A 23,321-nucleotide genomic window follows, 5' to 3' on the forward strand; every position below is an offset into this window, starting at 1 on the left:
CATGAAAAACTTCAAGGACAAGGTCGCGGTGATCACCGGCGGCGCCAGCGGCTTCGGCCGGGAGTTCGCCAGCATCGGCGCCGGCCTCGGCATGAAGCTGGTGCTGGCCGACGTGCAGCAGGAAGCGCTCGACAAGGCGCAGTCGGAACTGGAGGCGCAGGGTGCGCAGGTGCTGGCGATGCGCTGCGACGTGCGCAAGGCGGAGCAGGTGAAGGCGCTCGCCGACGCGACGATGGACAGATTCGGGGCGGTGCACCTGGTGTTCAACAATGCCGGCGTCGGCTCCGGCGGGCTGGTCTGGGAAAACTCGATCGCCGACTGGGAATGGGTGCTCGGCGTGAACCTGTGGGGCGTGATCCACGGCGTGCGCACCTTCACGCCGCTGATGCTGGAATGCGCGAAGAAGGAGCCCGGCTACGAGGGCCACATCGTCAATACCGCTTCCATGGCCGGCCTGCTGAACGCACCCAACATGGGCATCTACAACGTGTCCAAGCATGCGGTGGTGTCGCTGTCGGAGACGCTGTACCACGACCTGCAGCTGGTCAATGCGCCGGTGGGCGCATCGGTGCTGTGCCCGTATTTCGTGCCGACCGGGATCAGCCAGTCGCACCGCAACCGGCCGGACGACGTCAAGGACGACAGCGCGCCGACTCCCAGCCAGGTCGCGGCGCAGGCGGTATCGGAGAAGGCGGTGTCGTCGGGCAAGGTGACGGCCGCGCAGGTCGCGCAGCGCACCTTCGATGCGATCAGGGAGGGCAGGTTCTACATCTATTCGCACCCGCATGCGCTGGGCAATGTGCAGACGCGCATGGAAGACATCCTGCAGCAGCGCAACCCGACCGACCCGTTTGCGGCCGCGCCCCAGGTGCGCGAGATGCTGCAGGCGAAGATGAACGTCAAATAGGCGGCGCTACCATGACGGCGGAAATCCAGGAAAACCAGTTCGCGGAACTGTCCAACGGCATGCGGCTGCACTACGCCAGCGCCGGCCGGCGCGGCAAGCCACTGATCCTGTTCGTGCACGGCTTTCCCGAGTTCTGGTACGAGTGGGAGGCGCAGCTGAAGGAGTTCGGCAACGACTATTTCGCGGTCGCGCCAGACCTGCGCGGCTTCAACCTGTCGGACATGCCGCTCGAGCTCGGCGCGTACAAGGCAAAGCACATCGTCGACGACCTGCGCCTCCTGGCGGCACAGCTCGGCTACGAGAAGTTCGTGATGGTCGCGCACGACTGGGGCGGTGCGATTGCCTGGAATTTCGCGATCGCGCTGCCGCAGCTGCTGCACAAGCTCATCATCGTCAACTCGCCGCACCCGTATCTGTTCGCGCGCGCGCTGACCGAGGATGCGGAACAGCAGGCGGCCAGCCAGTACATGAACTGGCTGCGCGCGGACGGATCGGAAAGCGCGCTGGCGAAGGACGATTTCGCGTTGCTGGAAGGTTTGCTGAACGGGATGGGCAAGTCGCCCACTCCCTGGTTCACCGGGCCGGTCCGGGCACGCTATCACGCCTGCTGGGCGCGCGGCCTGAGCGGCGGCGTGAACTATTACCGCGCGTCACCGCTGCATCCTCCGACCGAAGCCAATCCCGGGCCGCGCAAGCTGCAGCTGCAGCCGGCGGACTTCCGCGTGACCGTGCCGACGCGCGTGATCTGGGGCGAGCAGGACCTGGCGCTGCCGAAGAGCCTGCTCGACGGCCTGGACGACGTGGTGGACGACCTGAAGGTCGCGCGCATCCCGGAAGGCAGCCACTGGGTGATCCATGAGCAGCCGCAGCGGGTGAACGGGCTGATCCGCGGATTTCTTGCGGAATAGCGGCATAATGGCACAAGCTGCACGACTGTCAATTCACTGATTTCATATGGCACGCGAAGACTTTTCCTTTTTCCATTCCCTCAGGGTGCGCTGGGCGGAAGTCGACATGCAGGGCATCGTGTTCAACGGGCATTACCTGACCTATTTCGACGTCGCCTTCACCGAATACTGGCGCGCGACCGGGCTGCCGGGCGTGATCCAGCAGGCGCAGGACGGGCGCGAGATGTTCGCGCGCAAGGCAAGCATCGAATACCTCGCGCCGGCGCGCTTCGACGATGTGCTCGACATCGGCGTGCGCTGCGCCGGATTCGGCCGGACCTCGGTGCGTTTCGTGCCGGAGATCTATCGCGGCGACGAGCATCTGATTTCGGGCGAGCTGGTGTATGTGTATGCGGACACCAGCGTGCGCAAGGGCGTGCCCTGGCCGGACGACTGGCGCGAGGCGATCACCCGCCTCGAGAAGCTGAAGCCGGTGGCGCTGTGAACGCGCGCATCACGCTGGGCGACTGGAACGGCCAGTCCGCGCATGCGAAGCCGGTGCGCTACGAGGTGTTCGTGCTGGAGCAGAAGGTTCCGCTCGACATGGAGTGGGACGAGATGGATGCGGTATGCGTGCATGCGGTGGCCTGGGATGAGACAGGCCGCGCGATCGGCACCGGGCGCCTGCTGCCCGACGGCCACATAGGCCGCATGGCGGTGCTGCCCGCCGCGCGCGGCAGCGGCATCGGCGCCGCGCTGCTCGACGCCCTGGTCGGAGCGGCCGCCAGGCGCGGCGACCGCGCGGTGATGCTCAATGCGCAGACGCAGGCCGAGGCGTTCTACCGGCGCTACGGTTTCGAGCGGGATGGCGAGGTCTTCATGGAAGCCGGCATCCCGCACATCCACATGCGGCGCGTCCTTACCTGAGCACCCGTTCCCGCAGCACCGGCGGGTTGCTGTCGCACAGGCGCACGAAGGTGGAGGAGCGGGTGCCGTATTCCGGCGATTCGATGCAGACCGCCGACAGCACGCGTTCCCATTCCAGGTTGACGCCGGTGCGCGGCAGGCGGCAATCCGGCGCCCGCGCGGTATCGGTGAGCATTTCGAAATAGGCGTCTTCCGGCGCGCCCTGGCACAGCAGGCTGGCGAACTGCGCCTTGGTCTTCACCACTTTGGGCCACGGGTTGTCGAGCGAACCGTTCGACAGGCCGTAGACGCCGGGGGCAAGCGGCTTGCCGTTGCGTTCGTCATCCGGCGCGCCATTCGAATACCAGACCAGCTGTTCCCGGTTGCCGACGAGCAGGTTGAAGCCGTTGTACTGTCCGGCGCGCGGCGCCAGATCCTCGACGTATTGCAGCGGCGACGCGATGCCGGAGAGGTAATCCGCGACCAGCGCGCCGCGCGACGGCGCGTCGCTGCGTTTCTCGGAGGGCGCGCGGATGTTGGTCACCGCGGCGAAACGGCCTTCCCGGGTGACGCCCATCCAGCTGCCGCCGCTCCTCAGGTCACGTCCGGCAAAGACGTGCGGATGGTCGCTCCACCAGGCGGCGGGGGCGGTGGGGCGCTCGTAGAATTCGTCGCGGTTGCCCGCGGCGAGCAGCGGTATACCCGGTACCACCTGCCACGCGAATACGATCAGGCACATGAAGAGACATCCACAAAGTGTTCGGTGTTGCGCCGGCCGTCGATCAGCGGCTGCAGGCCTTCCCGCGCGAGCGCCTGTTCCAGCGCGGCGTCGAAGCCGTCGGGGACCGCCTGGTAGATCTCCATCCAGGTCTGCCGCCCGTCCTTTTCCTCCGGCCTGCGCTTGAGTCCGGTGACGATACCATATTCCTCGCCGAGGCGTCGCTGCAGCGCCAGGACGCGCGGGACCAGGCCCGCGGCGTGTTCGCGCCGCACCTTGTAGTAGATGTACAAGTCCATCGTGGTCAGGCCGGCAGCGCGTAGGGAAGGGTGAGGAAGGAGAGCGCCGGGCCGCTCGCGGAGCCGAGATGGATCGTGCCTTCTTCGGTCGCTGCGAGTTTCAACTCGGCAAGGATGTCGCTGCCGCTGCCGAAATTGCGCTCGGCATTGACCACCATGCCGTATGGCTGGTCCGGGTCGCCGCTCCAGAACAGTTCGGTGCCGGGTTTGACCTCGAGCGCATCGACCGACGCCAGCAGCATCCGGCGCTTGAGCTTGCCGAGGTACTGGCTGCGCGCGACCACTTCCTGGCCCGGATAGCAGCCTTTCTTGAAATTGACGCCGCCGATCAGCTCGAAATTGATCATCTGCGGCACGAACTGCTCCTGCGTCGCCTGCGTGACCAGCGGTACGCCCGCATGGATGTCGGTCAGTCGCCAGAGCGGCGTGCCGACCGGCGTGAGCGTCTTCACCAGTTCCGTCCAGCACGCAGCGGCGGCAGCGGCCGGGACCGCCCACTGGTAGCGCGGCTGGCCGAACGCGTCGGACAGGCGGATCAGCGTGCCGTGTTCGCTGTCGGTCTTGGCCAGCGGCGCCGCCGGCAGCTGCGGGAACCAGGTTTTCAGCAGTCCCGCCGCCGGCTCGCCGCCGGCCCCGAGCAGCACCACCGCGTCGCTCGCGTCGGCCAGCTTGACCTTCGCGCGCAGCACATACATTTGCAGGCGCTTCTGCACCGCCGGCTGGATCTGGCGCGGCAGCTGCAGGTGGATCCCGGCCGCGGTCTTCCACATCAGCAGGGTCGCAAGCAGCCGCCCCTTGGGCGAGCAGTAGCCGGCCAGCCGGGCTTCCTCCGGCCCGAGGCGCTCGACATCGTTGGTCAGCTGATTGTGCAGGAAGGCCGGCGCGTCGTCTCCGGTGGCGACGACCAGCCCGGCGTCGGTGAGCGGCGCCACGAAACCGCGCGGCAGTTCGCCGGGGCGGCTGCCTTCAAAGCCGCTCACCACGCCGTTATCGTCGATCTGCGCATTGTGCTGGCGCAGCGTTTGCAACCATGTGTTCATAGCTTCAGTCATATCTCGTGGGATGCTTTCAAAATGCCATTGTCGTGATGGCTCGATTATAGTGACGTCTGCAAATTGGCGTGCGAAGCAGGTTTGCTGCGCCGCCGAACGTTTCAAAGGGTCTGGTCTTGATTAAAAAATTACTTGCAGCAATCATCATTTTCGCGATCGCGGGCACGGCGGTGTTCGCCTTCTGGTCCTACGATCCGATCACGCCGCAGGGCACGCCGCCCATTCCGTTCGAAGTCAAACCCGGCAGCAGCGTCAAGAGCAGCGCCGAGCAGATCGCCGCCGCCGGCGTTCCGCTCAACCCGACGCTGTTCCACGTGCTGGCGCGCCTGACCGGCAAGGCGACGCGGCTGAAAGCCGGCAATTATGAACTCAAGCCGGGCACTTCGCCGCTGGCGCTGATGGACCAGCTGGTGCGCGGCGAATTCGCGCAGGAAGCGCTGGCGGTGATCGAAGGCTGGACCTTCCGCCAGATGCGCGACGCGATCGACAAGCATCCGGCGCTCAAGCACGATACCGCCGGCTTGTCCGACCAGGAACTGCTGGCCAGGATCACCACGCAGTACAAGCATCCGGAAGGGCTGTTCTTCCCCGACACCTACCTGTTCGCCAAGGGCGCGAGCGACCTGCAGATCTACCGGCAGGCGCATGCGCTGCTGCAGAAGCGGCTGAACGAGGCCTGGGCCCGGCGCGCCGCCGGCATGCCGTACAAGTCGGCTTACGAGGCGCTGATCATGGCCTCGATCATCGAAAAGGAAACCGGGCAGAAGTCGGAGCGCAACTTGATCGCCGCCGTCTTCGTCAACCGGCTCAGGCGCGGCATGCTGCTGCAGACCGATCCGACCGTCATCTACGGCATGGGCGACAAGTTCCAGGGCAACATCCGCAAGAAAGACCTGGAGACCGATACCCCGTACAACACCTATACCCGCGCCGGCCTGCCGCCGACCCCGATCGCGCTGCCGGGCGCGGAGTCGCTGGCCGCGGCGCTCAATCCGGCGAATGCCGACGTGCTGTACTTCGTCTCGCGCGGCAACGGCACCAGCGAATTTTCCAACAACCTGGACGACCACAACCGCGCGGTGAACAAATACCAGCGATAATGCCGTCTGGTCACACGCAGAAAAAGAACATGACGGTTGGTAAATTCATCACATTCGAGGGCATCGACGGCGCCGGCAAGTCGACCCACCTCGCCTTTGCCGCGGACTTCCTGCGCGCGCGCGGGCGGCAGGTGGTGGTCACCCGGGAGCCGGGCGGCACGCCGCTCGGGGAAAAGCTGCGCGAGCTGCTGCTGCAGGAAAAAATGCACCTTGAAACCGAAGCGCTGCTGATGTTCGCGGCACGCCGCGAACACCTCGCACTGCTGATCGAGCCGGCGCTGGCGCGCGGCGACTGGGTGATTTCCGACCGCTTCACCGATGCCAGCTTCGCCTACCAGGGCGGCGGCAGGAACCTGGCGCTCGACAAGCTGGAGGTGCTGGAGCGCTGGGTGCATCCGCGCCTGCAGCCGGACCTGACGCTGCTGTTCGACGTGCCGCTGGAAGTCGCGCGGCAGCGCCTCGACGCGACCCGCGAACTCGACAAGTTCGAGCAGGAAAAGGCCGATTTCTTCGCCGCGACGCGCCGGGAGTACCTGCGCCGCGCAGCGGCTTTTCCGCAGCGCTTCCGCGTGATCGATTCCACCCGGCCGATCCCGGAAATTCATGCAGAACTTGAGAATATTCTCTCAGGTATTTGATTCTTAAAAGAAACAGGATGTCAGCATCACTCTATCCTTGGCAATACGGCGCATGGCAGCAGCTGCAGCAGCTGCGCGGGCGGATGCCGCACGCGATCCTGTTCCACGGGCCGCAAGGCACCGGCAAGAGCGCCTTCGCCGAGCACCTCGCACAGTCGGTGCTGTGCCAGTCGCCCGCCGCCGACGGCCACGCCTGCGGTCAGTGCGAGGCTTGCGGCTGGTTCATGCAGTACAGCCATCCGGATTACCGCCGGGTGCGGCCGGAGGTGCTGGAAGAGGACGGCGCGGCCGAGGGCGAGGATGCCGATGCCGGCGAGAAGAAAGCCGGCAAGGCATCCAAGACGCCGTCCAAGGAAATCAAGATCGACCAGATCCGGGCGCTCGCCGATTTCATGAACGTGTCCACCCACCGGCAGGGCATGCGGGTGGTGCTCCTGTACCCGGCCGAGACGCTCAACACCGCCGCCGCCAACGCGCTGCTGAAAACGCTCGAGGAGCCGCCGCCGGCGACGCTGTTCCTGCTGGTGTCGAACAACCTCGACCGCCTGTTGCCGACCATCCTGTCGCGCTGCCGCAAGTTTGCGCTGGCGATGCCGTTACAGGAAGAGGCGCTGGCCTGGCTCAAGGCGCAGGGCGTCGACGATGCCGATGCCTGGCTGGCGGAGCAGGGCGGCGCGCCGCTGGCGGCGCTGCACTCGGCGCAGGGCGACGGCCGGGAAGCGCTGGATGAATTGCTGCGCGTGCTGGCGCGCCCCGGGGTGGAAGCGGCGCTGAAGGCGGCCGACAAGCTGCAGAAGGCGCCGGTCGCCGACCTCGTGGCGTGGCTGCAGCGCTGGCTGTACGACGTGTTTTCGCTCAAACTTTCCGGCAGAATCCGGTATTATCCGCGGTACCGGAAAGAGCTGGCGGCGCTGGCGCAGGCGGCCGAGATTCCCGGCCTGCTGCAGGCGCTGAAGGCCGTCAAGGACCGCCGCGCGGTGGCCGAGCACCCGCTCGCCGCCAAGCTCTTCATCGAAGACATGCTGCTCGAATATGCATCGCTTTTTCCGCGATAGGTAAGGAAAGACATGGCCGACAACCCCGTCACCACGACTTCACCGGGCGCCGGTGGCGCTGCCGTCGCGCGGCCGTCGGTGCTGTCGCTGCCGATCAAGGAGAAGGCGGCGCTGTATGCCGCCTACATGCCGTTCCTGAAGAACGGCGGCATCTTTGTCCCGACCAACAAACCCTACAAGGTGGGCGACGAGATCTACCTGATCCTGACGCTGATGGACGACCCGACCAAGTACCCGATCGCCGGCAAGATCGCGTGGATCACGCCGGCCGGCGCCAACAACAACAAGGCGCAGGGGATCGGCGTGCATTTTTCGCCGGACGAGAGCGGCCAGCGCGTCAAGCACCGCATCGAGGAACTGCTGGGCGCGGCATTGCGCTCGTCGCGCGCGACGCACACCTTATAAGAACAAACCCGATTTTTTCATGCCGTATTCCTATCGCCTTGCCCGTTTCGAGGACCTGCCCGCCATTGTTTCCATCTATAACAGCACGGTGCCGTCGCGGCAGGTGACAGCCGATACCGAACCGGTGTCGGTGGAGTCGCGCCACGCGTGGTTCGCGGAGCACACGCCGCAAAAGCGGCCGCTGTGGGTCGCCGAGCAGGACGGGGAAGTGATCGGCTGGCTGTCCTATTCGAATTTCTACGGCCGGCCGGCGTATTCCGGCACGGCGGAACTGTCGATCTACCTGCGCGAAGACGCCCGCGGAAAAGGGCTGGGACGCTTTTTCCTGAAGGAAGCGATCGCCTTCGCACCCGAGATCAAGGTGCATACCTTGCTCGGTTTCATCTTCGGCCATAATACCCCGAGCCTGAAACTGTTCGAGGCCTTCGGTTTCGAACGCTGGGCGGACATGCCGCGCGTGGCCACGCTCGATGGCGTCGAGCGCGACCTGGTCATCCTCGGCAAGCGCGTCGCCTGATCCACCGCGAGAGAGGATGCGCCCGCAGGCGTAAAATACCGGCCATGTACGTCGATTCCCACTGCCATATCAATTTCCCCGAGTTATCGGCCCGCCTGCCCGAAATCTTCCGCAGGATGGACGAGAACCGCGTCACGCACGCACTCTGCGTATCGGTCGACATGCCCGACTTCCCGCAGGTGCTGGAACTGGCCGAGAAATACCCGAATCTGTACGCCTCGGTCGGCGTGCATCCGGATTACGAGGAAACGCCGGAAGTCGGCGTGGACGACCTGGTGCGCCTGGCCGACCATCCCAGGATCGTCGCCATCGGCGAGACCGGCCTCGACTACTACCGCCTTGAAGGCGACCTGGAATGGCAGCGCGAGCGCTTCCGCACGCATATCCGCGCCGCCCGCGCGACCGGCAAGCCGCTGATCATCCATACCCGGGCCGCCGCCGAAGACACGATCCGCATCATGCGCGAAGAGGGTGCCGGCACCGTCGCCGGCGGCCCCGGCGGGGTGATGCACTGCTTCACCGAATCGCTGCAGGTGGCGCAGGCGGCGATGGAGATGGGTTTTTATATTTCGTTTTCCGGCATCGTGACCTTCAAGAATGCGAAGGAGCTGCAAGCCGTGGCGCGCGCGGTGCCGCTCGAACGCATGCTGATCGAGACCGACGCGCCCTATCTCGCCCCGGTGCCGCACCGCGGCAAGATGAACGAGCCGGGTTTCGTCAGCCATGTGGCCGAATTCCTGGCGACGCTGAAGGAAGTGCCGCTGGAGGACGTCGCGCGCTGCACCACGGATAATTTCTTCAACCTGTTCCACAGCGCGAGGCGCGCATGAAGCGGCACGGCGCCTGGTTTTCTTCCGCCCGCCGCCGCCTGCTGCGCGCGCTGCCCCTTGCCGCCGCGCTGCCGCTCGCATCGGCACTGGCCGTCGCCGGCGCCTACGACGACTACTTCAAGGCGGTCAAGATCGACGACCCGGACACCGTGAAGAACCTGCTGGCGCGCGGATTCGATCCGAACACGATCGAGGCGGCGCGCGGCGATACCGGCCTGATCCTGGCGCTGCGGGAAAACTCCATGGGCGTGTTCGAGGTGCTGTTGAATGCGCAGGATGTCGACCTGGAAGCAAAGGCATACAACGGCGACAATGCGCTGATGATCGCCTGCTTCATGGGCAACCGGCCGGCGGTGGAGGCGCTGCTGGCGAAGGGGGTGGAGGTCAACCGGCCGGACTGGACGCCGCTGCACTATGCGGCCGCAAGCGGCCATAACGACATCGTGCAGCTGTTGCTCGAAAAGTCGGCCTACATCGATGCCGAATCGCCCAACCGCACCACGCCGATCATGATGGCCGCGCGCGGCGGACATATCCTGACCGTCAAGCTGCTACTCGATGAAGGCGCGGACGCGACGCTGAAGAACGACCTCGGCATGACCGCGATCGACTTCGCGCGGAAGTTCGAACATGAGGATATCGCCGAGGGCTTGACCCAGCGCCTGAAAAAAGCCGGCAAGCTCTAGGCTGTATTTGACAAGCCACTGCTCGAACCGGATTGATGCCTGCGTTGCTCTGCGTACCTCGCGTACGCGTGCGCTGCTCGACGCCAATCCGGCCCGTCGCTACCCTTGTCAAACACAGCCTAGGGCCGGCGAGGCTCAATCGACGCCGATGCGATTGCCCCAGACGCCGTAGTGCGCGACATTTGCGGTGCGCAGGAAATAAACCTTCAATGCCGCGATTTCCGTCGCAACCAGGCGCGGGAAGCCCCGGCGGTCGCCGCGCAGGTCCATCACCAGGTCGTCCAGGTAACGCTCGCAGTAGAGCGGGCGCTTCCACAGTTGCGCGATCCGGTTGGCGATGCGCGGATACTGCGCCGCCAGGTTGTCCGGACGGACATCGGCGGGCAGCGTTGCCAGCCATTTGAAGGTTTCGCCACCCAGTTCTTCCCGCCTGTGCCCGAAGTCCGCGCGCTCCTTCAGCCAGTTCTTCCGTTGCGCGGGCGGCTGCCCGTTCTTGATGATGTCGGCCTGAAGCGACTTGCTCGCTTCTTCCACAGAGACTCTCACGAAAGGAATCGCATCCATCCTGCCTCCCCAGGTCTGCGGCCCGTCGTGCGACGGGCGATTCTCCTGCTGCCTGATAATGTCCTTTTTGCAAGTTGGCAAAGTAACAGTAAATTACATTTTGTGCAACTATTAGGCGATTGTTAATTTCAATCGTTTCTTTCCACTGCATTGCGCGAATAAGCCCACGTCAGGCCGATGCGCAGGGCAGGGCCAGCGTCACTTCGAGCCCGCCGGCGGGAAGGTTGCGCAGGGAAATCGAACCGCCATGCTGCTCGACGATATTGCGGGCGATGGTCAGCCCCAGGCCGGTGCCGCCGGTATCACGGGAGCGTGAGCCTTCGAGCCGGAAGAAGGGCTCGAACACGTTCTTCATCTCGCTCTCCGGGATACCGGGGCCGCCGTCCCGCACATGGATCATCGCCTGTGCGCCTTCGCGGCCGACACTGATCCTTGCATAGCTGCCGTACTTGCAGGCATTGTCGATCAGGTTGGTCAGGCAGCGCCGCAGCGCCGTCGGATGCGCCATCAGCGCCGCATGCGTGCGGCCTTCCGACATCACTTCCTGGCCGGCGTCAGCCGCATCCGCGCAGACGCTGTCGACCAGGGAGTCGAGGTCGAGCCGCTGCTTTGGTCCGGCCGCGTCCATGCTGCGCGCCAGGTCCAGGCCTTCCCTGACCATGCCCTGCATCGCCGACAGGTCGCCGATCAGCTTGTCCCGCAATTCCGCATCCTCCACCTTTTCCAGCCGCAGGCGCAGGCGGGTCAGCGGCGTCTGCAGATCGTGCGTGATGGCGGCGAGGATGTGCGAGCGCTGGCGGATATGGTTACGGATGCGCGCCTGCATCGCATTGAAGGCGGCGGCGGCCTGGCGCAGTTCGGTCGCGCCGCGTTCGGGCAGCGGCGGCCGTTCGATATCGTTGCCGAGCTCGGTGGCGGCCTTCGCCAGTTCCTTGAGCGGTCGCATCGTCATGCGCGCGACGGCCGCCGCCAGGATGCCGATGCTGGCGAGGAACAACAGTGCATAGGCGACAAAATCGGTGCGCGGCGCGAACTCGGCGCGCGGTCCGAACGGACGCGGCGGCTGCACGTCGACGCGCAGCCGCGCGCCGTCCCGCAGCGTCACCAGCAGCACCTCGCAACGCTGGCGCGCCTCGGCGTGGGGCCGGCGCCGCTGCATGTGGCCAAACTCGCAGTCGCCGGGCCGAGGAGCCGCCGAAGCGACCCGGTAGCCGTCCGGCAGGCGCTGCTCCAGCCGTTCGGCCAGAGTTGAGCGCGGCAGTGCAGGGAGGTCGTCCGCGCCGGCGGTCTGCGCGCGCATGCCGGCGCGGCCCGCGGACACCAAGGGTTCGCTCAGCGAGGGCACGGCATTTTCCAGCGACAGCACGAACTGCTCCAGCCGCTCCACCGCATGGAACTCGCGGAACTGCATGATCATCCGCTGCCGTTCCTGGGACGCGAGGTAGAGCGCGAGCGCCGCGCTGGCGACAACGCCGGCCACGATCAGCAGGATCACGCGGCCGGTCATGGACTGGAACACGGCCCTCATTCGCGCGTCACCGCCGTGGCCAGCACATAGCCCTCGTTGCGCACGGTCTTGATGATCTGCGGCGAGCGCGCGTCTTCGTTGAGCTTCTGGCGCAGGCGGCTGATCTGCAGGTCGATCGAGCGGTCGAAGGGATCGGCATCGCGGCCCTGCGTCATGTTGAGCAGCTGGTCGCGGCTGAGCACGCGGTTGGCATGGTCGAGGAAGATTTTCAGCAGGCGGAATTCCGCGCCGGACAGCGCGACCACCACGCCTTGCGGATTGACCAGATGGCGGGCGGTGACATCCATGGTCCAGCCGGCAAAGCGCACCTGCTGCGGCTCGTTGGCGCGCGCGGCCGGCTGCGCAGACTGGGTGCGGCGCAGCACGCTGCGGATGCGCGCATAGAGTTCGCGCGGCTCGAAGGGCTTGGGCAGGTAGTCGTCCGCGCCCATTTCCAGCCCGAGGATGCGGTCCACCGGGTCGCCGCGGGCGGTGAGCATGACGACCGGGATGCTGGAGCGTGCGCGCAGGTTGCGGCACAGCGTCAGGCCGTCGTCGCCGGGCAGGTTCAGGTCGAGCACGATCAGGTCGACGCGGGATTCGTCGAGCGCCTTCCACATCGCCTTGCCGTCGCCGGCGGTGGATGTCTTGTAGCCGTTCTTTTCCAGGTACTCGGCCAGCAGCGTGCGGATGTCGAGGTCGTCGTCGACGATCAGGATATGGGCGGGATGTTCCATGCACGCATTATGGCAAGTTCGCGGGCGCGAAAGTTAGCGAATTGTATCGGGCTGTGTCGGCGGCTCCGGATGATACAGCCCGTTACAGGCACCGCGGCCGGCGTTACTTTTCGCTACAACAATGCGATCGCCTGACAACGGCGGGACACATTGCAACCCGATGATGCGAAGCGTAGCAACCTGTTCAACCTGTGCAAGGAAAGAAAAGATGAAGACACTACGCAAACGCTTTCTGGCTGGTCTGATCGCAGCCGGCATCGGTGCCGCGTCGTTCGGCGCGCTGGCCGCCGATTGCGGGCCGATGGGAGCCGGGCCGGCCGGCTTCGGCGGCGGCGCGCCGGAGCGGATGAAAGCCCGCATCGAGAAGCGCCAGACCGAGCTGCACGGCAAGCTCAAGCTCAACGCGAACCAGGAAGCCGCCTGGAAGGCTTTTACCGCGAAGATGGCGCCGCCGGCGTCGATCCCGCGCCCGGACCGTGCCGAGATCGAGAAGCTGCCGGCGCCGGAGCGCATGGAGAGGATGCTCGGCTTCATGCAGCAGGGCGAGAAACACCTGGCCGACCGGATCGCGGCGACGAAAGAGTTTTACGCGGTGCTCACGCCCGAGCAGCAGAAGATCTTCGATGAGGAATTCCGCTTCGGCCGCGGCGGCATGCATCACGGCCGCCGGCACTGACGGATTCAAGGGTTGGCGCGGGGACGGCGTCCCCCGCCTTTTTTGCCGTATCAGTGCAGCTTGATTCGCGGATTGCGTGCCCAGTCGATGGTCTCGGCCCAGGTGGTGAGCCAGGTCTGGAACCAGCCGATCACCGTGACCTGGTGATTCTTGTGCAGCCACCAGTACATCCACTTCGCGATGTGGCCTTCGATGAATACCGAGCCGCGCGCGACCGCGCCCATCAGGCTGCCGACCGTGCTGTAGTTGCCGAGCGATACCAGCGAGCCGCGGTCGCGGTAGGTGTATTCCAGCAAGGGCTTGCCGGCGAGCATGCGCGGCAGGGATTTGGCGAGCAGCGCTGCCTGCTGGTGCGCCGCCTGCGCGCGCGGCGGCACCGGCGGCTTGCCTTCCCCCTGCGGGCAGGCGGCGCAATCGCCCATGGCGAAGACGGACGGATCGCGCGTGGTCTGCAGCGTACGGTGCACCACCAGCTGGTTGATGCGGTTCGACTCGAGGCCGTCGATCTCCTTCAGGAAGTCCGGCACCTTGATGCCGGCGCACCAGACCACGATCCCGCTCGGGATGAACTTCCCGCTGCCCATGCGCACGCCATCCTTCGTCACTTCGACCACCTTTTCATTGGTGTGGATCTCGATGTCGAGCGCGCGCAGCTCGTGCGTCACCGCCGTCGACAGCCTTTCCGGCAGCGCGCTGAGCACGCGCGGCGCGGCGTCGATGATCACGATCTTCACATCCTTTTCCGGATCGAAGTTGGCCAGGCCGTAGCTCGACAGGGCTTTCGCCGTCTGGTGCAGCTCGGCCGACAGTTCGACCCCGGTGGCGCCGCCGCCGATGATGGTGACGGTGAAGCGGCCTTCACCGGGTGCCTTGGATTTCGCCTGCGCGCGCAGGCAGGAGTTGATCAGCCGCTCATGGAAGCGCGCTGCCGCGCCGGGCGAATCGAGCATGATCGTGTGCTCGTGCACGCCGGGTGTGCCGAAATCATTGGTCTGGCTGCCGATGGCGAGCACCAGGGTATCGTATTGCACCGTGCGCCGCGGCAGCACTTCCACGCCGTCTTCGTCGTAGGTCGGCGCCAGGTAGATTTCCTTCGCGGCACGGTTCAGCCCATCCATGCGCCCGAGCCGGAAGGCGAAATGGTTGTCGCGCGCCAGCGCGAGGTACTCGAGTTCGTCGGCATGGCTGTCCAGGGTGCCGGCCGCCACCTGGTGCAGCAGCGGCTTCCACACATGGGTGCGGGCCGCGTCGACCAGGGTGAGCTGCGCCTTGCTCCGTTTCCCGAGTTTCCTGCCGAGCTGCACCGCGAGTTCGAGGCCGCCGGCGCCGCCGCCGACGATCACGAAGCGGTGGGTGTCACCTGCTGTCTGCTGGTTCAAGCCTGCCTCCGTTGCTGCCGGGGATGCCGAGTATTGCAGCCATGCCCCAAAAGTTAAAAGAATGATATCGAGCGCGTTTCCCTTCTTGTATGACCGCGTTGTGCGCCGTCATCCATCCGGTGCTGCTTGATTCAGATCAAACATCCGGCCATACTCGTTTGCTACATTCGAGCGCGATTCGAGGGCGAAGGAAAGCAATGAAGAAAAGGATAGCGGTGGCCGTTTCCGCAAACAGTAACGCGGCGGCGAACCGCGCGGCCCGGCCTCAGGTGAACGGCGGCAGCGGCGGCGCACTGCCGCTTCCGGCCGTGCATTGAAGGAGGCCTGCATCGATGGCTCACCCGAAGATCTCGGTCAAGGAATTCCTGAACAAGCTGCCGCTATTCAACGAACTCGCCCCGGACGAACTGGAAAAGATCGCCAGCGCCGTGATAGAGACCCATGTGGCGCGCGGCGAGATCATTTTCCGGCGCGGCGATCCCTGCGCAGGCTTTCATATCGTGATCTACGGCCAGGTGAAACTGGCTTTCACTTCACCCGACGGCAACGAAAAGGTGGTGGAAATCATCGGTCCCGGCCACAGCTTCGGCGAGGCGCTGATGTTCATGGAAAAGCCGTATATCGTGGGCGCGCAGGCGCTCGCCGATTCGCTGCTGCTGCATGTACCGAAGCAGGCGGTGTTCGATGAACTGGAGCAGGACCCGCGCTTCGCGCGGAAGATGCTGGCCGGCCTGAGCCGTCGCCTGCACGGCCTGATCTGCGACGTCGAGGCGTATTCCCTCAGTTCCGGCACGCAACGGGTGATCGGCTACCTGCTGAAGTCCGAAGACCAGCCGGCCGACGGCGACAAGATCACGCTGGAGGTATCGAAGAACGTGCTGGCGTCGCGCCTGAACCTTACACCGGAGCATTTTTCGCGCATCCTGCACGACCTCGCCGGCAAGCAGATGATCAGTATCGAGGGGCGCAGCATCACCATCCTCGACATCGAAAAGCTCAGGTCTTACGAGGGGCGGTAGCCGCGGCAGCCGCGCCGGCGGCCGATTTTTCACGGAACACGCGCGCCGCCTTCAACAGGTTGTGCCACAGCATCGCAGCGGACAGCATATAGGCGACGGCGGCGATGCGCGCCAGCCATTGTGGAAGCATCGTGGCGGCCAGCAGCAGCAGCAACGCGGCCAGGTGCAGCCAGAACTGCCTCTGCGCATCGGTGTCGCGCAGGATCTGTTTCACATTCGGCGCCTTCGCGCATCCCAGTTCCGCATTGTGCTGCAGGTGGTACCAGACCAGGAACGGAACGATCTTGTACAGCATGCCGTTGACCACCGATCCGCCGAAGCCGGCGATGACCAGCACGCCCAGCGCGAGCGGGTAGGCCGGCGCTTCGGCAAGCCCGGGCAGCACCGCGCCCGCAGTCCACAGCAGCGCAGCGGCCAGCAGGCTGCCGAGCGCGCTGCGCCAGAACATCGTGGTCGGATCCGGCTTGGGCCGCTTGCGCTTCCACAGCAGGTAGAAGGTCGACAGGCTGAGTGCGGCGCAGGCGCCGGCCAGTCCGGCGGACAGCAGCAGGAACCACCATGAGCCGGCCGCCGTGGCCGCCGCGGCGGACCAGGCGGCGAGCAGGGCGAAGACCGACCATGCGTAGTAGCGCGTCATCCATTGCGGATAGACCGGCGTGACCTGGAACATCGGCACGACCTGGTAGGCGACCCCCGCGACGAGCAACGCGAGCCAGCCGAGCAGGCCCCAGGATGCATGGATGTCGGTCAGGACGGCCAGCGGCAGCGACAGCGACCAGGCAAAGGCGCTGACCAGAATGGCGCCGAGCACCGCGGTGACGCCGAGCGCCGCCAGTGCCAGGCGGATTGCTGCCAGCATCGGGTTGGCGTTGGCCCGCCAGACGCGGCCGGTGAGCGCCGTCAGCAGCCAGCCGAACGCGCCCAGCAGCAAGGGCAGGGCAAGCTTGAACAACAGGGGGCTTGCGGTCAGGAAGGCGACGACCAGCGTGATCGTGCCGGCCGCGAGCAGGGTGTGCACGCCGCTCGCGGTCACGCTGCCGCCCGGGACTTCGATGCCGGCGACCACCGGCAGGATCTGCAGCAGGGCGCCCAGCATGCACATCGTCAGGAAGCCGAGGGTGAGCAGATGGGTGAGCGCGAGCGTTGCCGGCGACCAGCGCGACTGGAGCGCTTCCGGGCCGAACCACAGCAGCAGCGCGCCGGCGAGCGCCGCGAACACCGGCGCGGTGAGGAAGAAGCGCAACGGCACCGACAGCGGCGGCGTCTGTTCGAAGGAAAGAAGCCGTTGCATTGCTATTTTTGCCAGATCAGCACTTCGTAAAGATAGTCCTGGCGGCTGGTGGTCTCGTGCAGGTAGCCGTTATTGTCGAGAATCCGGTACAGCGGGAAGGGTTCGCGCGGAATCAGCACGCGCAGACGCTGGCCGGGTTGCAGTGTTGACAACGCGTCGAGCACGCGTTCCATCGGTTCGGGCGGCTCGAGGCCGCACACGTCGATGTCGACGATATCGGCGGGATCGCTCATGCGGAAGCGCCAACCTCGCGCATTGCGCCGATGACTTCGTCCCGCCTGCCGGCCAGAACGTTGTCAGTCATGACATAAAGAATGCTTTCTTCCTTCATGTTGTGCTGCTGGATCATGGTATTGAATGTTTCAGCATAGCCGAAGAAGCCGTCGGCATCGCGCTTGGCAAGCGTGTCCTTCAACACTTCCAGTATAGACCGCAACTGCTGGTGTTCCATGCGCATTACCCGGGTCGGGCCGTCGACCATGCCGGTTGCACTTTCGAACTCCGGGAACAGCACTTGTTCCTCCATCGACAGATGGTGTTCCAGGGCCTCGGCAAAAGCGGCAAGCTGCTTTGCAGCATCGTCCCAGTCGTTGCTGCTGACGCTGGTTTCCGCCGCGGCGAAGATATCGTCGCAGCGCTTGTGGTCGCTACCGAGGTAGCCGGCGATCGTTTGCATCAGGGTCCTTTTCAGCAATTCAATTGTGAGCGGGATTCTCACATCCGCTACATCCCGTGATCCTTGATTCAAGTTAAGGATTTTTGGGCTCGCGGTGGATTAAAGTGGCCGGAATTGCCACGGATCTGGCGAAGGGCGGTCTATTTGTGTCAAGTCCGGATTACTTGACTGAGATCAAACAAATCAAGTATCGCATTTGCTACATTCGCTTGTTGCTTACTGGAAAATCGGAAGGACCTCTGTGCTTAAGACTGCTTTTGAAACATTTAACGTCAGGGGCCGTTCCCTGCTTCCGATTGTCCAGGGAGGAATGGGGGTAGGAATTTCCGCGCACCGGCTCGCCGGCAACGTCGCCCGGCTGGGCGGCATCGGCACCATTTCCAGCGTCGACCTGCGCCGCCACCATCCGGACCTGATGGCGCAAACCGGCAAGTCGCGCAACAAGGCGCTGATCGACCGCGTCAACCTGATCGCGCTCGACCGCGAAATCAAGGCGGCGAAGGTGATCGCCGACGGCAACGGCCTGGTCGCGGTCAACATCATGCGCGCCGTCGAGCAATACGCCTCCTACGTCAGGCAGGCCTGCGAGAGCGGCATCGACGCGGTCGTCGTCGGCGCCGGCCTGCCGCTCGACCTGCCCGAGCTGACCGTGAATTACCCGGACGTCGCGCTGGTCCCGATCCTGTCGGACGTGCGCGGCATTGCGCTGATCATGAAAAAATGGATGCGCAAGAACCGCCTGCCGGATGCGATCGTCATCGAAAACCCGAAGTATGCGGCCGGCCACCTCGGCGCGGCCAAGCCGGAAGATGTGGACGCGCCGCATTTCGCCTTCCCGGCCGTGCTTGAAGGCACGCTCGAACTGTTCAAGGAACTCGGTATCGAGCGCGAGCGCATTCCGCTGATCGCCGCTGGCGGCGTGCATACGCACGAGCAGGTGCGCGAACTGTTCGCGATGGGTGCCTCCGCCGTCCAGCTCGGCACCGCGTTCGCAGTGACCGAAGAGGGCGACGCGCACATCAATTTCAAGAAGGTGCTGGTCGAAGCCAAGCCGGAAGACATCGTCACCTTCATGAGCGTCGCAGGCCTGCCCGCGCGTGGCGTGCGCACCCCGTGGCTGGTGAACTACCTCGACAAGGAAGCCAAGCTGCAGAGCAAGGCCGGTCCCAAGCAGTGCACCGTCGGCTTCGACTGCCTGCAGCAATGCGGCCTGCGCGACGGCATCGCCAAGGCGGGCCAGTTCTGCATTGATACCCAGCTTGCGTTCGCGCTGGCTGGCGACGTCAAGCGCGGGCTGTTCTTCCGCGGTTCGGAAAAGCTGCCGTTCGGCAGCGAAATCCGCTCGGTGCGCGAGCTGGTCGAGTTCCTGCTGACCGGAAAGCGTCCCGCCAAGGCGGGCGAAACCTCCGCGCTGCCGGCCGCTGCCTGTGCGGTGACGCCGGCCTGACGCAACAACAACCACTGATCTGTTTCCAGAGAACGAACAAGTGCAGCAAACCACACCCAAGATGGAACTGGTCTGCCCGGCGGGCAGCCTGCCCGCATTGAAGCAGGCCGTCGACAACGGCGCCGACTGCGTGTACCTCGGCTTCCGCGACGCCACGAACGCGCGCAATTTCGCCGGGCTGAACTTCGACGACAATGCGATCGCGGAAGGCATCCGCTACGCGCACGGCAAGGGCCGCAAGGTGCTGCTGGCCCTCAATACCTATCCGCAGGCGGAAAACTGGGCGCCGTGGCGCACCGCGGTCGACCGCGCGGCACAGGCCGGCATCGACGCCATCATCCTGGCCGACCCGGCGCTGATGCAATATGCGGCGAACAAGTATCCCGACCTGCGGCTGCATCTGTCGGTGCAGGGTTCGGCGACCAATTTCGAGGCGATCAACTTCTACCACAAGCGCTTCAATATCCAGCGCGCGGTGCTGCCGCGCGTGCTGTCGCTGGAGCAGGTGGAATACGTGACGAAGAACACCCCGGTGGAGATCGAGGTGTTCGGCTTCGGCAGCCTGTGCGTGATGGTCGAAGGGCGCTGCGCGCTGTCGTCCTACGTGACCGGCGAGGCGCCGAATACCCATGGCGTGTGTTCCCCGGCCAAGGCGGTGCGCTGGCAGCAGACGCCGAAGGGGCTGGAGTCGCGCCTGAACGGCGTGCTGATCGACCGCTACGGCGAGGGCGAGAACGCCGGCTATCCGACGCTGTGCAAGGGACGCTTCGACGTCAACGGCGAAGACTATTACGCAATCGAGGAGCCGACCAGCCTGAACACGCTCGAGCTGCTGCCGCAGCTGCTGGCGATGGGAGTGCGCGCGATCAAGATCGAAGGCCGCCAGCGCAGCCCGGCCTACGTCGCGCAGGTCACCAAGGTCTGGCGCGATGCGATCGACAACTGCCTCGACAGTTCGCAGCGCTATTCCGTCAAGCCGCTCTGGATGTCGGAACTGAACAAGGTGGCGGAAGGCCAGCAGCACACGCTCGGCGCCTATCACCGCCCCTGGAAATAAACTGCGGGAGAATGCATTTTGAAGCTGTCCCTGGGCCCCGTCCTCTATTTCTGGCCGCGTGACACGGTCTTTGAGTTTTACCAGACCATCGCCAATGCGCCGGTCGACATCGTCTATCTCGGCGAGGCCGTCTGTTCACGCCGGCGCGAACTGCGCCTGCAGGACTGGATCGACATCGCCGACATGCTCGCCGAGGCCGGCAAGGAAGTCGTGCTGTCGACGCAGGCGCTGCTGGAATCGAAGACCGACATCGGCACGCTGCACCGGATCACCGACAACGGCCGCTACACGGTCGAAGCGAACGACATGGGCGCGGTGAATTGCATCGCCGGCAAGGCGCCGTTCGTCGCCGGCCCGCACCTGAACATTTTCAACGCGCCGACGCTGCAGTTCATGGCCGAAACCGGCGCCAAGCGCTGGGTGCTGCCGCTGGAAATGAGCCGCGCGGCGCTGGCGCATGTGCAGAAGGAAAAACCGGCCGGCATCGAGACCGAGGTGTTCGCCTACGGCCGCATGCCGCTCGCGTTTTCCGCGCGCTGCTTCACCGCCCGCCATCACAACCTGCCGAAGGACGACTGCCAGTTCCGCTGCATGGAATATCCGGACGGCCTGTCGCTCAAGACCCGCGAGAGCCAGCATTTCCTGACGCTCAACGGCATCCAGACGCAATCGGCGCTGGTGTACAACCTGGTGGGCGAGCTGGCCGGGATGCGGGAAGTCGGCGTGGATGTGGTGCGCATCAGCCCGCAGGCGCAGCACACCGGGCGTATCGCCGCGCTGTTCCGCGACGTGATCGATAACAAGCTGTCTGGCGCGGACGCGCTGCGGCAGATGGAAGCGCTGATGCCGGACCAGCCGTGCAATGGCTACTGGCACGGCAAGCCGGGGCTGGACCGGATGGTGGCCTGAAGGCCGTGCGTAGAGAACGGTAATAAAGAGCGGTAGGGCCGAGTTCTTCGCGCCGGCCCCTCGAAATTGACTAAAAGGGTTTATCACATGGTTCCGAATCGTTTCGTCCTGCCCGAACCCGTCGGCAAACTGCTGTCGCTGCTGCCGGTCTATCCGGGGTCGCTGCTGTTTGCGACCGGCCTGAACCTGGTCTTGAAGAGCAACCTGCCGGAGGATGTGCAGCAGGCGCTGTCCGGCAAGAAGCTGCGCATCAAGGTGACCGACGCGCGCCTGTCGTTCGACTTCCTGTGGAGTAACGGCCGCTTTGCTGCAGGCAGCAACCAGGGCGAGCCCGACCTGACGATCAGCGCCAGCGCGCACGATTTCCTGCTGCTCGCGCGGCGCGAAGAAGATCCGGACACGCTGTTTTTCAGCCGCCGCCTCTCCATGGAAGGCGATACCGAACTCGGCCTGCTGGTGAAGAATACCCTCGACGCGATCGAGCTGCCGGTATTCGAACTCGGCAAGCTCGCGCCGGCGCGCGTATTCGGCCGCATCAAGCCGGGCGCGGGCGGCGGCCAGTCCTGACCGGAGGCGCCATGCCCTCCAGGGATCCCGCCTTTCCGCTGGTCTATTCCTGTTCCGGCTGCTCCAGCGCCGCGCAGACCGCCAACCAGGTCGCGCTGCAGCTGGACCGGCGCGGGGTGGCCGAGATGTCCTGCATCGCAGGCGTCGGCGGCGACGTGCCGCACCTGCTCAAGATCGCAAAATCCGGCCGGCCGATCGTCGGCATCGACGGCTGCATCCTTGCGTGCGTGAAGAGTTCGCTCGCGCGTCATGGCATCGCGCCCACCTGGTACATGCAGCTGCAGGAATACGGCGTGAAGAAGAAGTACCACACCGACTATGACCCGGAACAGGTGGAAGCGGTGATCGCCGAAGTGACGGCGGTGGTGAAGGCCGCGCCGGCGGAAGAGGCGCCCGGCGGGGCGAACGGATAAGCAGAACGGCCACCGTGACGGCGGCCCTGTTTAACGCCGGCCCGGAAGAGCGTCCGCATCAATGAAAAGGATTGCAGGGCGGGTGGGGCCGCCGAGGTAGAGCGCAGCGGAACCTGCCATGCGCTCCAGATGCTGGAATGGTGGGTTTCGCTGCGCTCTACCCACCCCGCGAGGCTACGCCGGCCGGTAGCTGAAGCGCTCGAACATCGCCGACACCTGCTGCAGCAGTCCCTCGCCCGGATAGCCGGCCAGCGCGGTCGCCTTCAGATCCTTGGTCTTGCAACCCTGCGCACGGAACGCCTGCAGCGCATAGTTCTTCACGCCCATGTCCGCCAGGCCGCGCGCCATCTCCAGGATCTCATCCTCGTTCAGCAGCAGGGGATGGACGGTGGTGCGGAATTCGTAGCCGACGCCGGCGGCAAGGATTGCTTCGACGCAGGCGCGCGCCTGCAGTCCGCTGTCGGCCACGGAGGTGACCTTTTCGTACTGGTCGAACGGCGCCTTGATGTCCAGCGCAACCCAGTCGACCTGCGGCAGCAGTTCCGCCAGGCGCTGCGGATAGGAACCGCTGGTGTGCAGGCCGATCTGGAAGCCGAGCTTGCGCACGTCGCGCATCGCGCTGCCCAGCGCGGGGTCGAGCGTCGGCTCGCCGCCGGAAAACACCACGGCATCGATCAGACCGACGCGCTTTTCCAGCAGGGACACCACCTTCGACCATTGCAACGGGCTCTTGTGCAGGCGCATCTGCAGGTGGGGATTGTGGCAGTAGCCGCATTGCCAGGGGCAGCCCTGCACGAAAACAACGGCAGCCAGCTTGCCCGGATAATCGGTTGCGGTGAACGGCGTGATGCCGCCCACCTTCAGCGTGCGCTGCGCGCCTTCAGCCGTCGAGCTGCGCGCATTGCTCGCTAAAGTACTTACGCTCATGGAATTCTCCCTTTTTTCCAATATTAAACGAGGACAGCGGCCGGTGATAGCCCATTACGCGCGTCCAGATCTCGCAGCGCTGGCGTTCGGCGTCGTCGAGGACGATCTGCTTGCTGTCGGCTGGCTTGCGGTGGCAGAGGTCGGTCATGTTT

The 23,321-nt window shown here is 65.1% G+C and carries 30 protein-coding genes; 18 read left to right on the forward strand and 12 right to left on the reverse strand.

Going from position 1 to position 23,321, the window contains the following annotated elements; translation table 11 throughout:
• Position 1 precedes the first annotated feature (1 nt).
• From VEC01_RS10630 to VEC01_RS10645, 4 genes are read left to right on the forward strand one after another with little or no spacing between them, the layout of a single operon-like run.
• Complete coding sequence (locus tag VEC01_RS10630) at positions 2-907, forward strand: SDR family oxidoreductase (RefSeq protein WP_324900789.1); 906 nt, start codon at positions 2-4, stop codon at positions 905-907.
• A gap of 11 nt (positions 908-918) precedes the next feature.
• Entirely contained in the window at positions 919-1,815 is an 897-nt protein-coding gene (locus VEC01_RS10635; protein ID WP_324900790.1) for an alpha/beta hydrolase, read from the forward strand.
• 46 nt (positions 1,816-1,861) lie between these two features.
• Positions 1,862-2,299, forward strand: a complete 438-nt coding sequence (locus VEC01_RS10640) for a thioesterase family protein (RefSeq protein WP_324900791.1) — start codon at positions 1,862-1,864, stop codon at positions 2,297-2,299.
• Complete coding sequence (locus tag VEC01_RS10645) at positions 2,296-2,721, forward strand: GNAT family N-acetyltransferase (RefSeq protein ID WP_324900792.1); 426 nt, start codon at positions 2,296-2,298, stop codon at positions 2,719-2,721. Before VEC01_RS10640 ends, VEC01_RS10645 begins: the two co-directional genes overlap by 4 nt.
• Here VEC01_RS10645 and VEC01_RS10650 read toward each other — a convergent pair.
• The 3 genes from VEC01_RS10650 to VEC01_RS10660 are packed head-to-tail and all read right to left on the reverse strand — an operon-like array spanning position 2,714 to position 4,757.
• Entirely contained in the window at positions 2,714-3,439 is a 726-nt protein-coding gene (locus VEC01_RS10650) for an NRDE family protein (RefSeq protein WP_324900793.1), read from the reverse strand. The two genes, VEC01_RS10645 and VEC01_RS10650, sit on opposite strands and share 8 nt — an antisense overlap.
• A complete protein-coding gene (locus VEC01_RS10655) occupies positions 3,430-3,717 on the reverse strand; it encodes a DUF4936 family protein (protein ID WP_324900794.1) in 288 nt (95 codons plus the stop codon). The genes VEC01_RS10650 and VEC01_RS10655 overlap by 10 nt, the downstream gene beginning before the upstream one ends.
• 5 nt (positions 3,718-3,722) lie before the next feature.
• Positions 3,723-4,757 (reverse strand): folate-binding protein, encoded by a 1,035-nt coding sequence (locus VEC01_RS10660; protein ID WP_324900795.1) that lies wholly within the window; start codon positions 4,755-4,757, stop codon positions 3,723-3,725.
• A 131-nt stretch (positions 4,758-4,888) separates the two neighbouring features.
• Here VEC01_RS10660 and mltG point away from each other — a divergent pair, with 131 nt between their 5' ends.
• From mltG to VEC01_RS10695, 7 genes are read left to right on the forward strand one after another with little or no spacing between them, the layout of a single operon-like run.
• A complete protein-coding gene (gene mltG / locus VEC01_RS10665; RefSeq protein WP_324900872.1) occupies positions 4,889-5,869 on the forward strand; it encodes an endolytic transglycosylase MltG in 981 nt (326 codons plus the stop codon).
• 29 nt (positions 5,870-5,898) lie between these two features.
• Positions 5,899-6,507: a dTMP kinase gene (tmk, locus tag VEC01_RS10670; RefSeq protein WP_324900796.1), complete on the forward strand. Its 609-nt coding sequence runs from the start codon at positions 5,899-5,901 to the stop codon at positions 6,505-6,507.
• Positions 6,508-6,524: 17 nt separating this feature from the next.
• On the forward strand, positions 6,525-7,562 hold the full coding sequence (locus VEC01_RS10675) for a DNA polymerase III subunit delta' (protein WP_324900797.1): 1,038 nt from the start codon (positions 6,525-6,527) through the stop codon (positions 7,560-7,562).
• Between the two features lie 12 nt (positions 7,563-7,574).
• On the forward strand, positions 7,575-7,967 hold the full coding sequence (locus VEC01_RS10680; protein ID WP_324900798.1) for a PilZ domain-containing protein: 393 nt from the start codon (positions 7,575-7,577) through the stop codon (positions 7,965-7,967).
• A gap of 19 nt (positions 7,968-7,986) precedes the next feature.
• Entirely contained in the window at positions 7,987-8,484 is a 498-nt protein-coding gene (locus VEC01_RS10685; protein WP_324900799.1) for a GNAT family N-acetyltransferase, read from the forward strand.
• A 44-nt stretch (positions 8,485-8,528) separates the two neighbouring features.
• Complete coding sequence (locus VEC01_RS10690; protein ID WP_324900800.1) at positions 8,529-9,314, forward strand: TatD family hydrolase; 786 nt, start codon at positions 8,529-8,531, stop codon at positions 9,312-9,314.
• On the forward strand, positions 9,311-10,000 hold the full coding sequence (locus VEC01_RS10695) for an ankyrin repeat domain-containing protein (protein WP_324900801.1): 690 nt from the start codon (positions 9,311-9,313) through the stop codon (positions 9,998-10,000). The genes VEC01_RS10690 and VEC01_RS10695 overlap by 4 nt, the downstream gene beginning before the upstream one ends.
• Positions 10,001-10,135: 135 nt before the next feature.
• Here the strand turns inward: VEC01_RS10695 and VEC01_RS10700 are convergent, their stop codons facing one another.
• The 3 genes from VEC01_RS10700 to VEC01_RS10710 form a co-directional block, all read right to left on the reverse strand.
• Positions 10,136-10,564 carry a hypothetical protein gene (locus VEC01_RS10700; protein ID WP_324900802.1) on the reverse strand — a complete coding sequence of 143 codons (429 nt, stop codon included), beginning with the start codon at positions 10,562-10,564 and terminating at the stop codon, positions 10,136-10,138.
• Positions 10,565-10,733: 169 nt separating this feature from the next.
• The gene (locus VEC01_RS10705) at positions 10,734-12,092 is read right to left on the reverse strand and encodes an ATP-binding protein (protein ID WP_324900803.1); all 1,359 of its coding nucleotides are present in this window, start codon (positions 12,090-12,092) and stop codon (positions 10,734-10,736) included.
• The gene (locus VEC01_RS10710; RefSeq protein WP_324900804.1) at positions 12,089-12,808 is read right to left on the reverse strand and encodes a response regulator; all 720 of its coding nucleotides are present in this window, start codon (positions 12,806-12,808) and stop codon (positions 12,089-12,091) included. Before VEC01_RS10710 ends, VEC01_RS10705 begins: the two co-directional genes overlap by 4 nt.
• Before the next feature lie 208 nt (positions 12,809-13,016).
• Between VEC01_RS10710 and VEC01_RS10715 the strand changes: the two genes are divergently transcribed.
• Complete coding sequence (locus VEC01_RS10715; protein ID WP_324900805.1) at positions 13,017-13,484, forward strand: Spy/CpxP family protein refolding chaperone; 468 nt, start codon at positions 13,017-13,019, stop codon at positions 13,482-13,484.
• Between the two features lie 50 nt (positions 13,485-13,534).
• Here the strand turns inward: VEC01_RS10715 and VEC01_RS10720 are convergent, their stop codons facing one another.
• Positions 13,535-14,863 carry an NAD(P)/FAD-dependent oxidoreductase gene (locus tag VEC01_RS10720; RefSeq protein ID WP_324900806.1) on the reverse strand — a complete coding sequence of 443 codons (1,329 nt, stop codon included), beginning with the start codon at positions 14,861-14,863 and terminating at the stop codon, positions 13,535-13,537.
• Positions 14,864-15,195: 332 nt separating this feature from the next.
• Between VEC01_RS10720 and VEC01_RS10725 the strand changes: the two genes are divergently transcribed.
• Positions 15,196-15,882: a Crp/Fnr family transcriptional regulator gene (locus VEC01_RS10725; protein ID WP_324900807.1), complete on the forward strand. Its 687-nt coding sequence runs from the start codon at positions 15,196-15,198 to the stop codon at positions 15,880-15,882.
• Here the strand turns inward: VEC01_RS10725 and VEC01_RS10730 are convergent.
• Genes VEC01_RS10730 through VEC01_RS10740 form a run of 3 tightly spaced genes read right to left on the reverse strand, consistent with a single transcriptional unit; the run spans position 15,860 to position 17,849 of the window.
• The gene (locus tag VEC01_RS10730) at positions 15,860-17,173 is read right to left on the reverse strand and encodes a permease (RefSeq protein WP_324900808.1); all 1,314 of its coding nucleotides are present in this window, start codon (positions 17,171-17,173) and stop codon (positions 15,860-15,862) included. The two genes, VEC01_RS10725 and VEC01_RS10730, sit on opposite strands and share 23 nt — an antisense overlap.
• Positions 17,174-17,175: 2 nt before the next feature.
• Positions 17,176-17,406: a DUF2249 domain-containing protein gene (locus tag VEC01_RS10735; protein ID WP_324900809.1), complete on the reverse strand. Its 231-nt coding sequence runs from the start codon at positions 17,404-17,406 to the stop codon at positions 17,176-17,178.
• A complete protein-coding gene (locus VEC01_RS10740) occupies positions 17,403-17,849 on the reverse strand; it encodes a hemerythrin domain-containing protein (RefSeq protein WP_324900810.1) in 447 nt (148 codons plus the stop codon). The genes VEC01_RS10735 and VEC01_RS10740 overlap by 4 nt, the downstream gene beginning before the upstream one ends.
• A 226-nt stretch (positions 17,850-18,075) precedes the next feature.
• Here VEC01_RS10740 and VEC01_RS10745 point away from each other — a divergent pair, with 226 nt between their 5' ends.
• From VEC01_RS10745 to VEC01_RS10765, 5 genes are all read left to right on the forward strand, one after another.
• On the forward strand, positions 18,076-19,296 hold the full coding sequence (locus VEC01_RS10745) for a nitronate monooxygenase family protein (protein ID WP_324900873.1): 1,221 nt from the start codon (positions 18,076-18,078) through the stop codon (positions 19,294-19,296).
• A 61-nt stretch (positions 19,297-19,357) separates the two neighbouring features.
• Positions 19,358-20,353, forward strand: coding sequence for a ubiquinone anaerobic biosynthesis protein UbiU (ubiU, locus tag VEC01_RS10750; protein WP_324900874.1), 996 nt, complete (start codon positions 19,358-19,360; stop codon positions 20,351-20,353).
• Positions 20,354-20,371: 18 nt separating this feature from the next.
• Entirely contained in the window at positions 20,372-21,262 is an 891-nt protein-coding gene (ubiV, locus tag VEC01_RS10755) for a ubiquinone anaerobic biosynthesis protein UbiV (protein WP_324900811.1), read from the forward strand.
• Between the two features lie 87 nt (positions 21,263-21,349).
• Complete coding sequence (ubiT, locus tag VEC01_RS10760) at positions 21,350-21,829, forward strand: ubiquinone anaerobic biosynthesis accessory factor UbiT (RefSeq protein ID WP_324900812.1); 480 nt, start codon at positions 21,350-21,352, stop codon at positions 21,827-21,829.
• Between the two features lie 11 nt (positions 21,830-21,840).
• The gene (locus VEC01_RS10765; protein WP_324900813.1) at positions 21,841-22,242 is read left to right on the forward strand and encodes a putative zinc-binding protein; all 402 of its coding nucleotides are present in this window, start codon (positions 21,841-21,843) and stop codon (positions 22,240-22,242) included.
• Positions 22,243-22,416: 174 nt separating this feature from the next.
• On the opposite strand, the gene VEC01_RS10770 is transcribed toward VEC01_RS10765, so the two are convergent.
• Both VEC01_RS10770 and nrdD read right to left on the reverse strand, forming a co-directional pair.
• On the reverse strand, positions 22,417-23,100 hold the full coding sequence (locus tag VEC01_RS10770; protein ID WP_324900875.1) for an anaerobic ribonucleoside-triphosphate reductase activating protein: 684 nt from the start codon (positions 23,098-23,100) through the stop codon (positions 22,417-22,419).
• Between the two features lie 22 nt (positions 23,101-23,122).
• Positions 23,123-23,317: an anaerobic ribonucleoside-triphosphate reductase gene (gene nrdD, locus VEC01_RS20630; RefSeq protein WP_414691438.1), complete on the reverse strand. Its 195-nt coding sequence runs from the start codon at positions 23,315-23,317 to the stop codon at positions 23,123-23,125.
• Positions 23,318-23,321: the final 4 nt, after the last annotated feature.

Source organism: Noviherbaspirillum sp., from assembly GCF_035627455.1.
Lineage (GTDB): Bacteria > Pseudomonadota > Gammaproteobacteria > Burkholderiales > Burkholderiaceae_D > Noviherbaspirillum.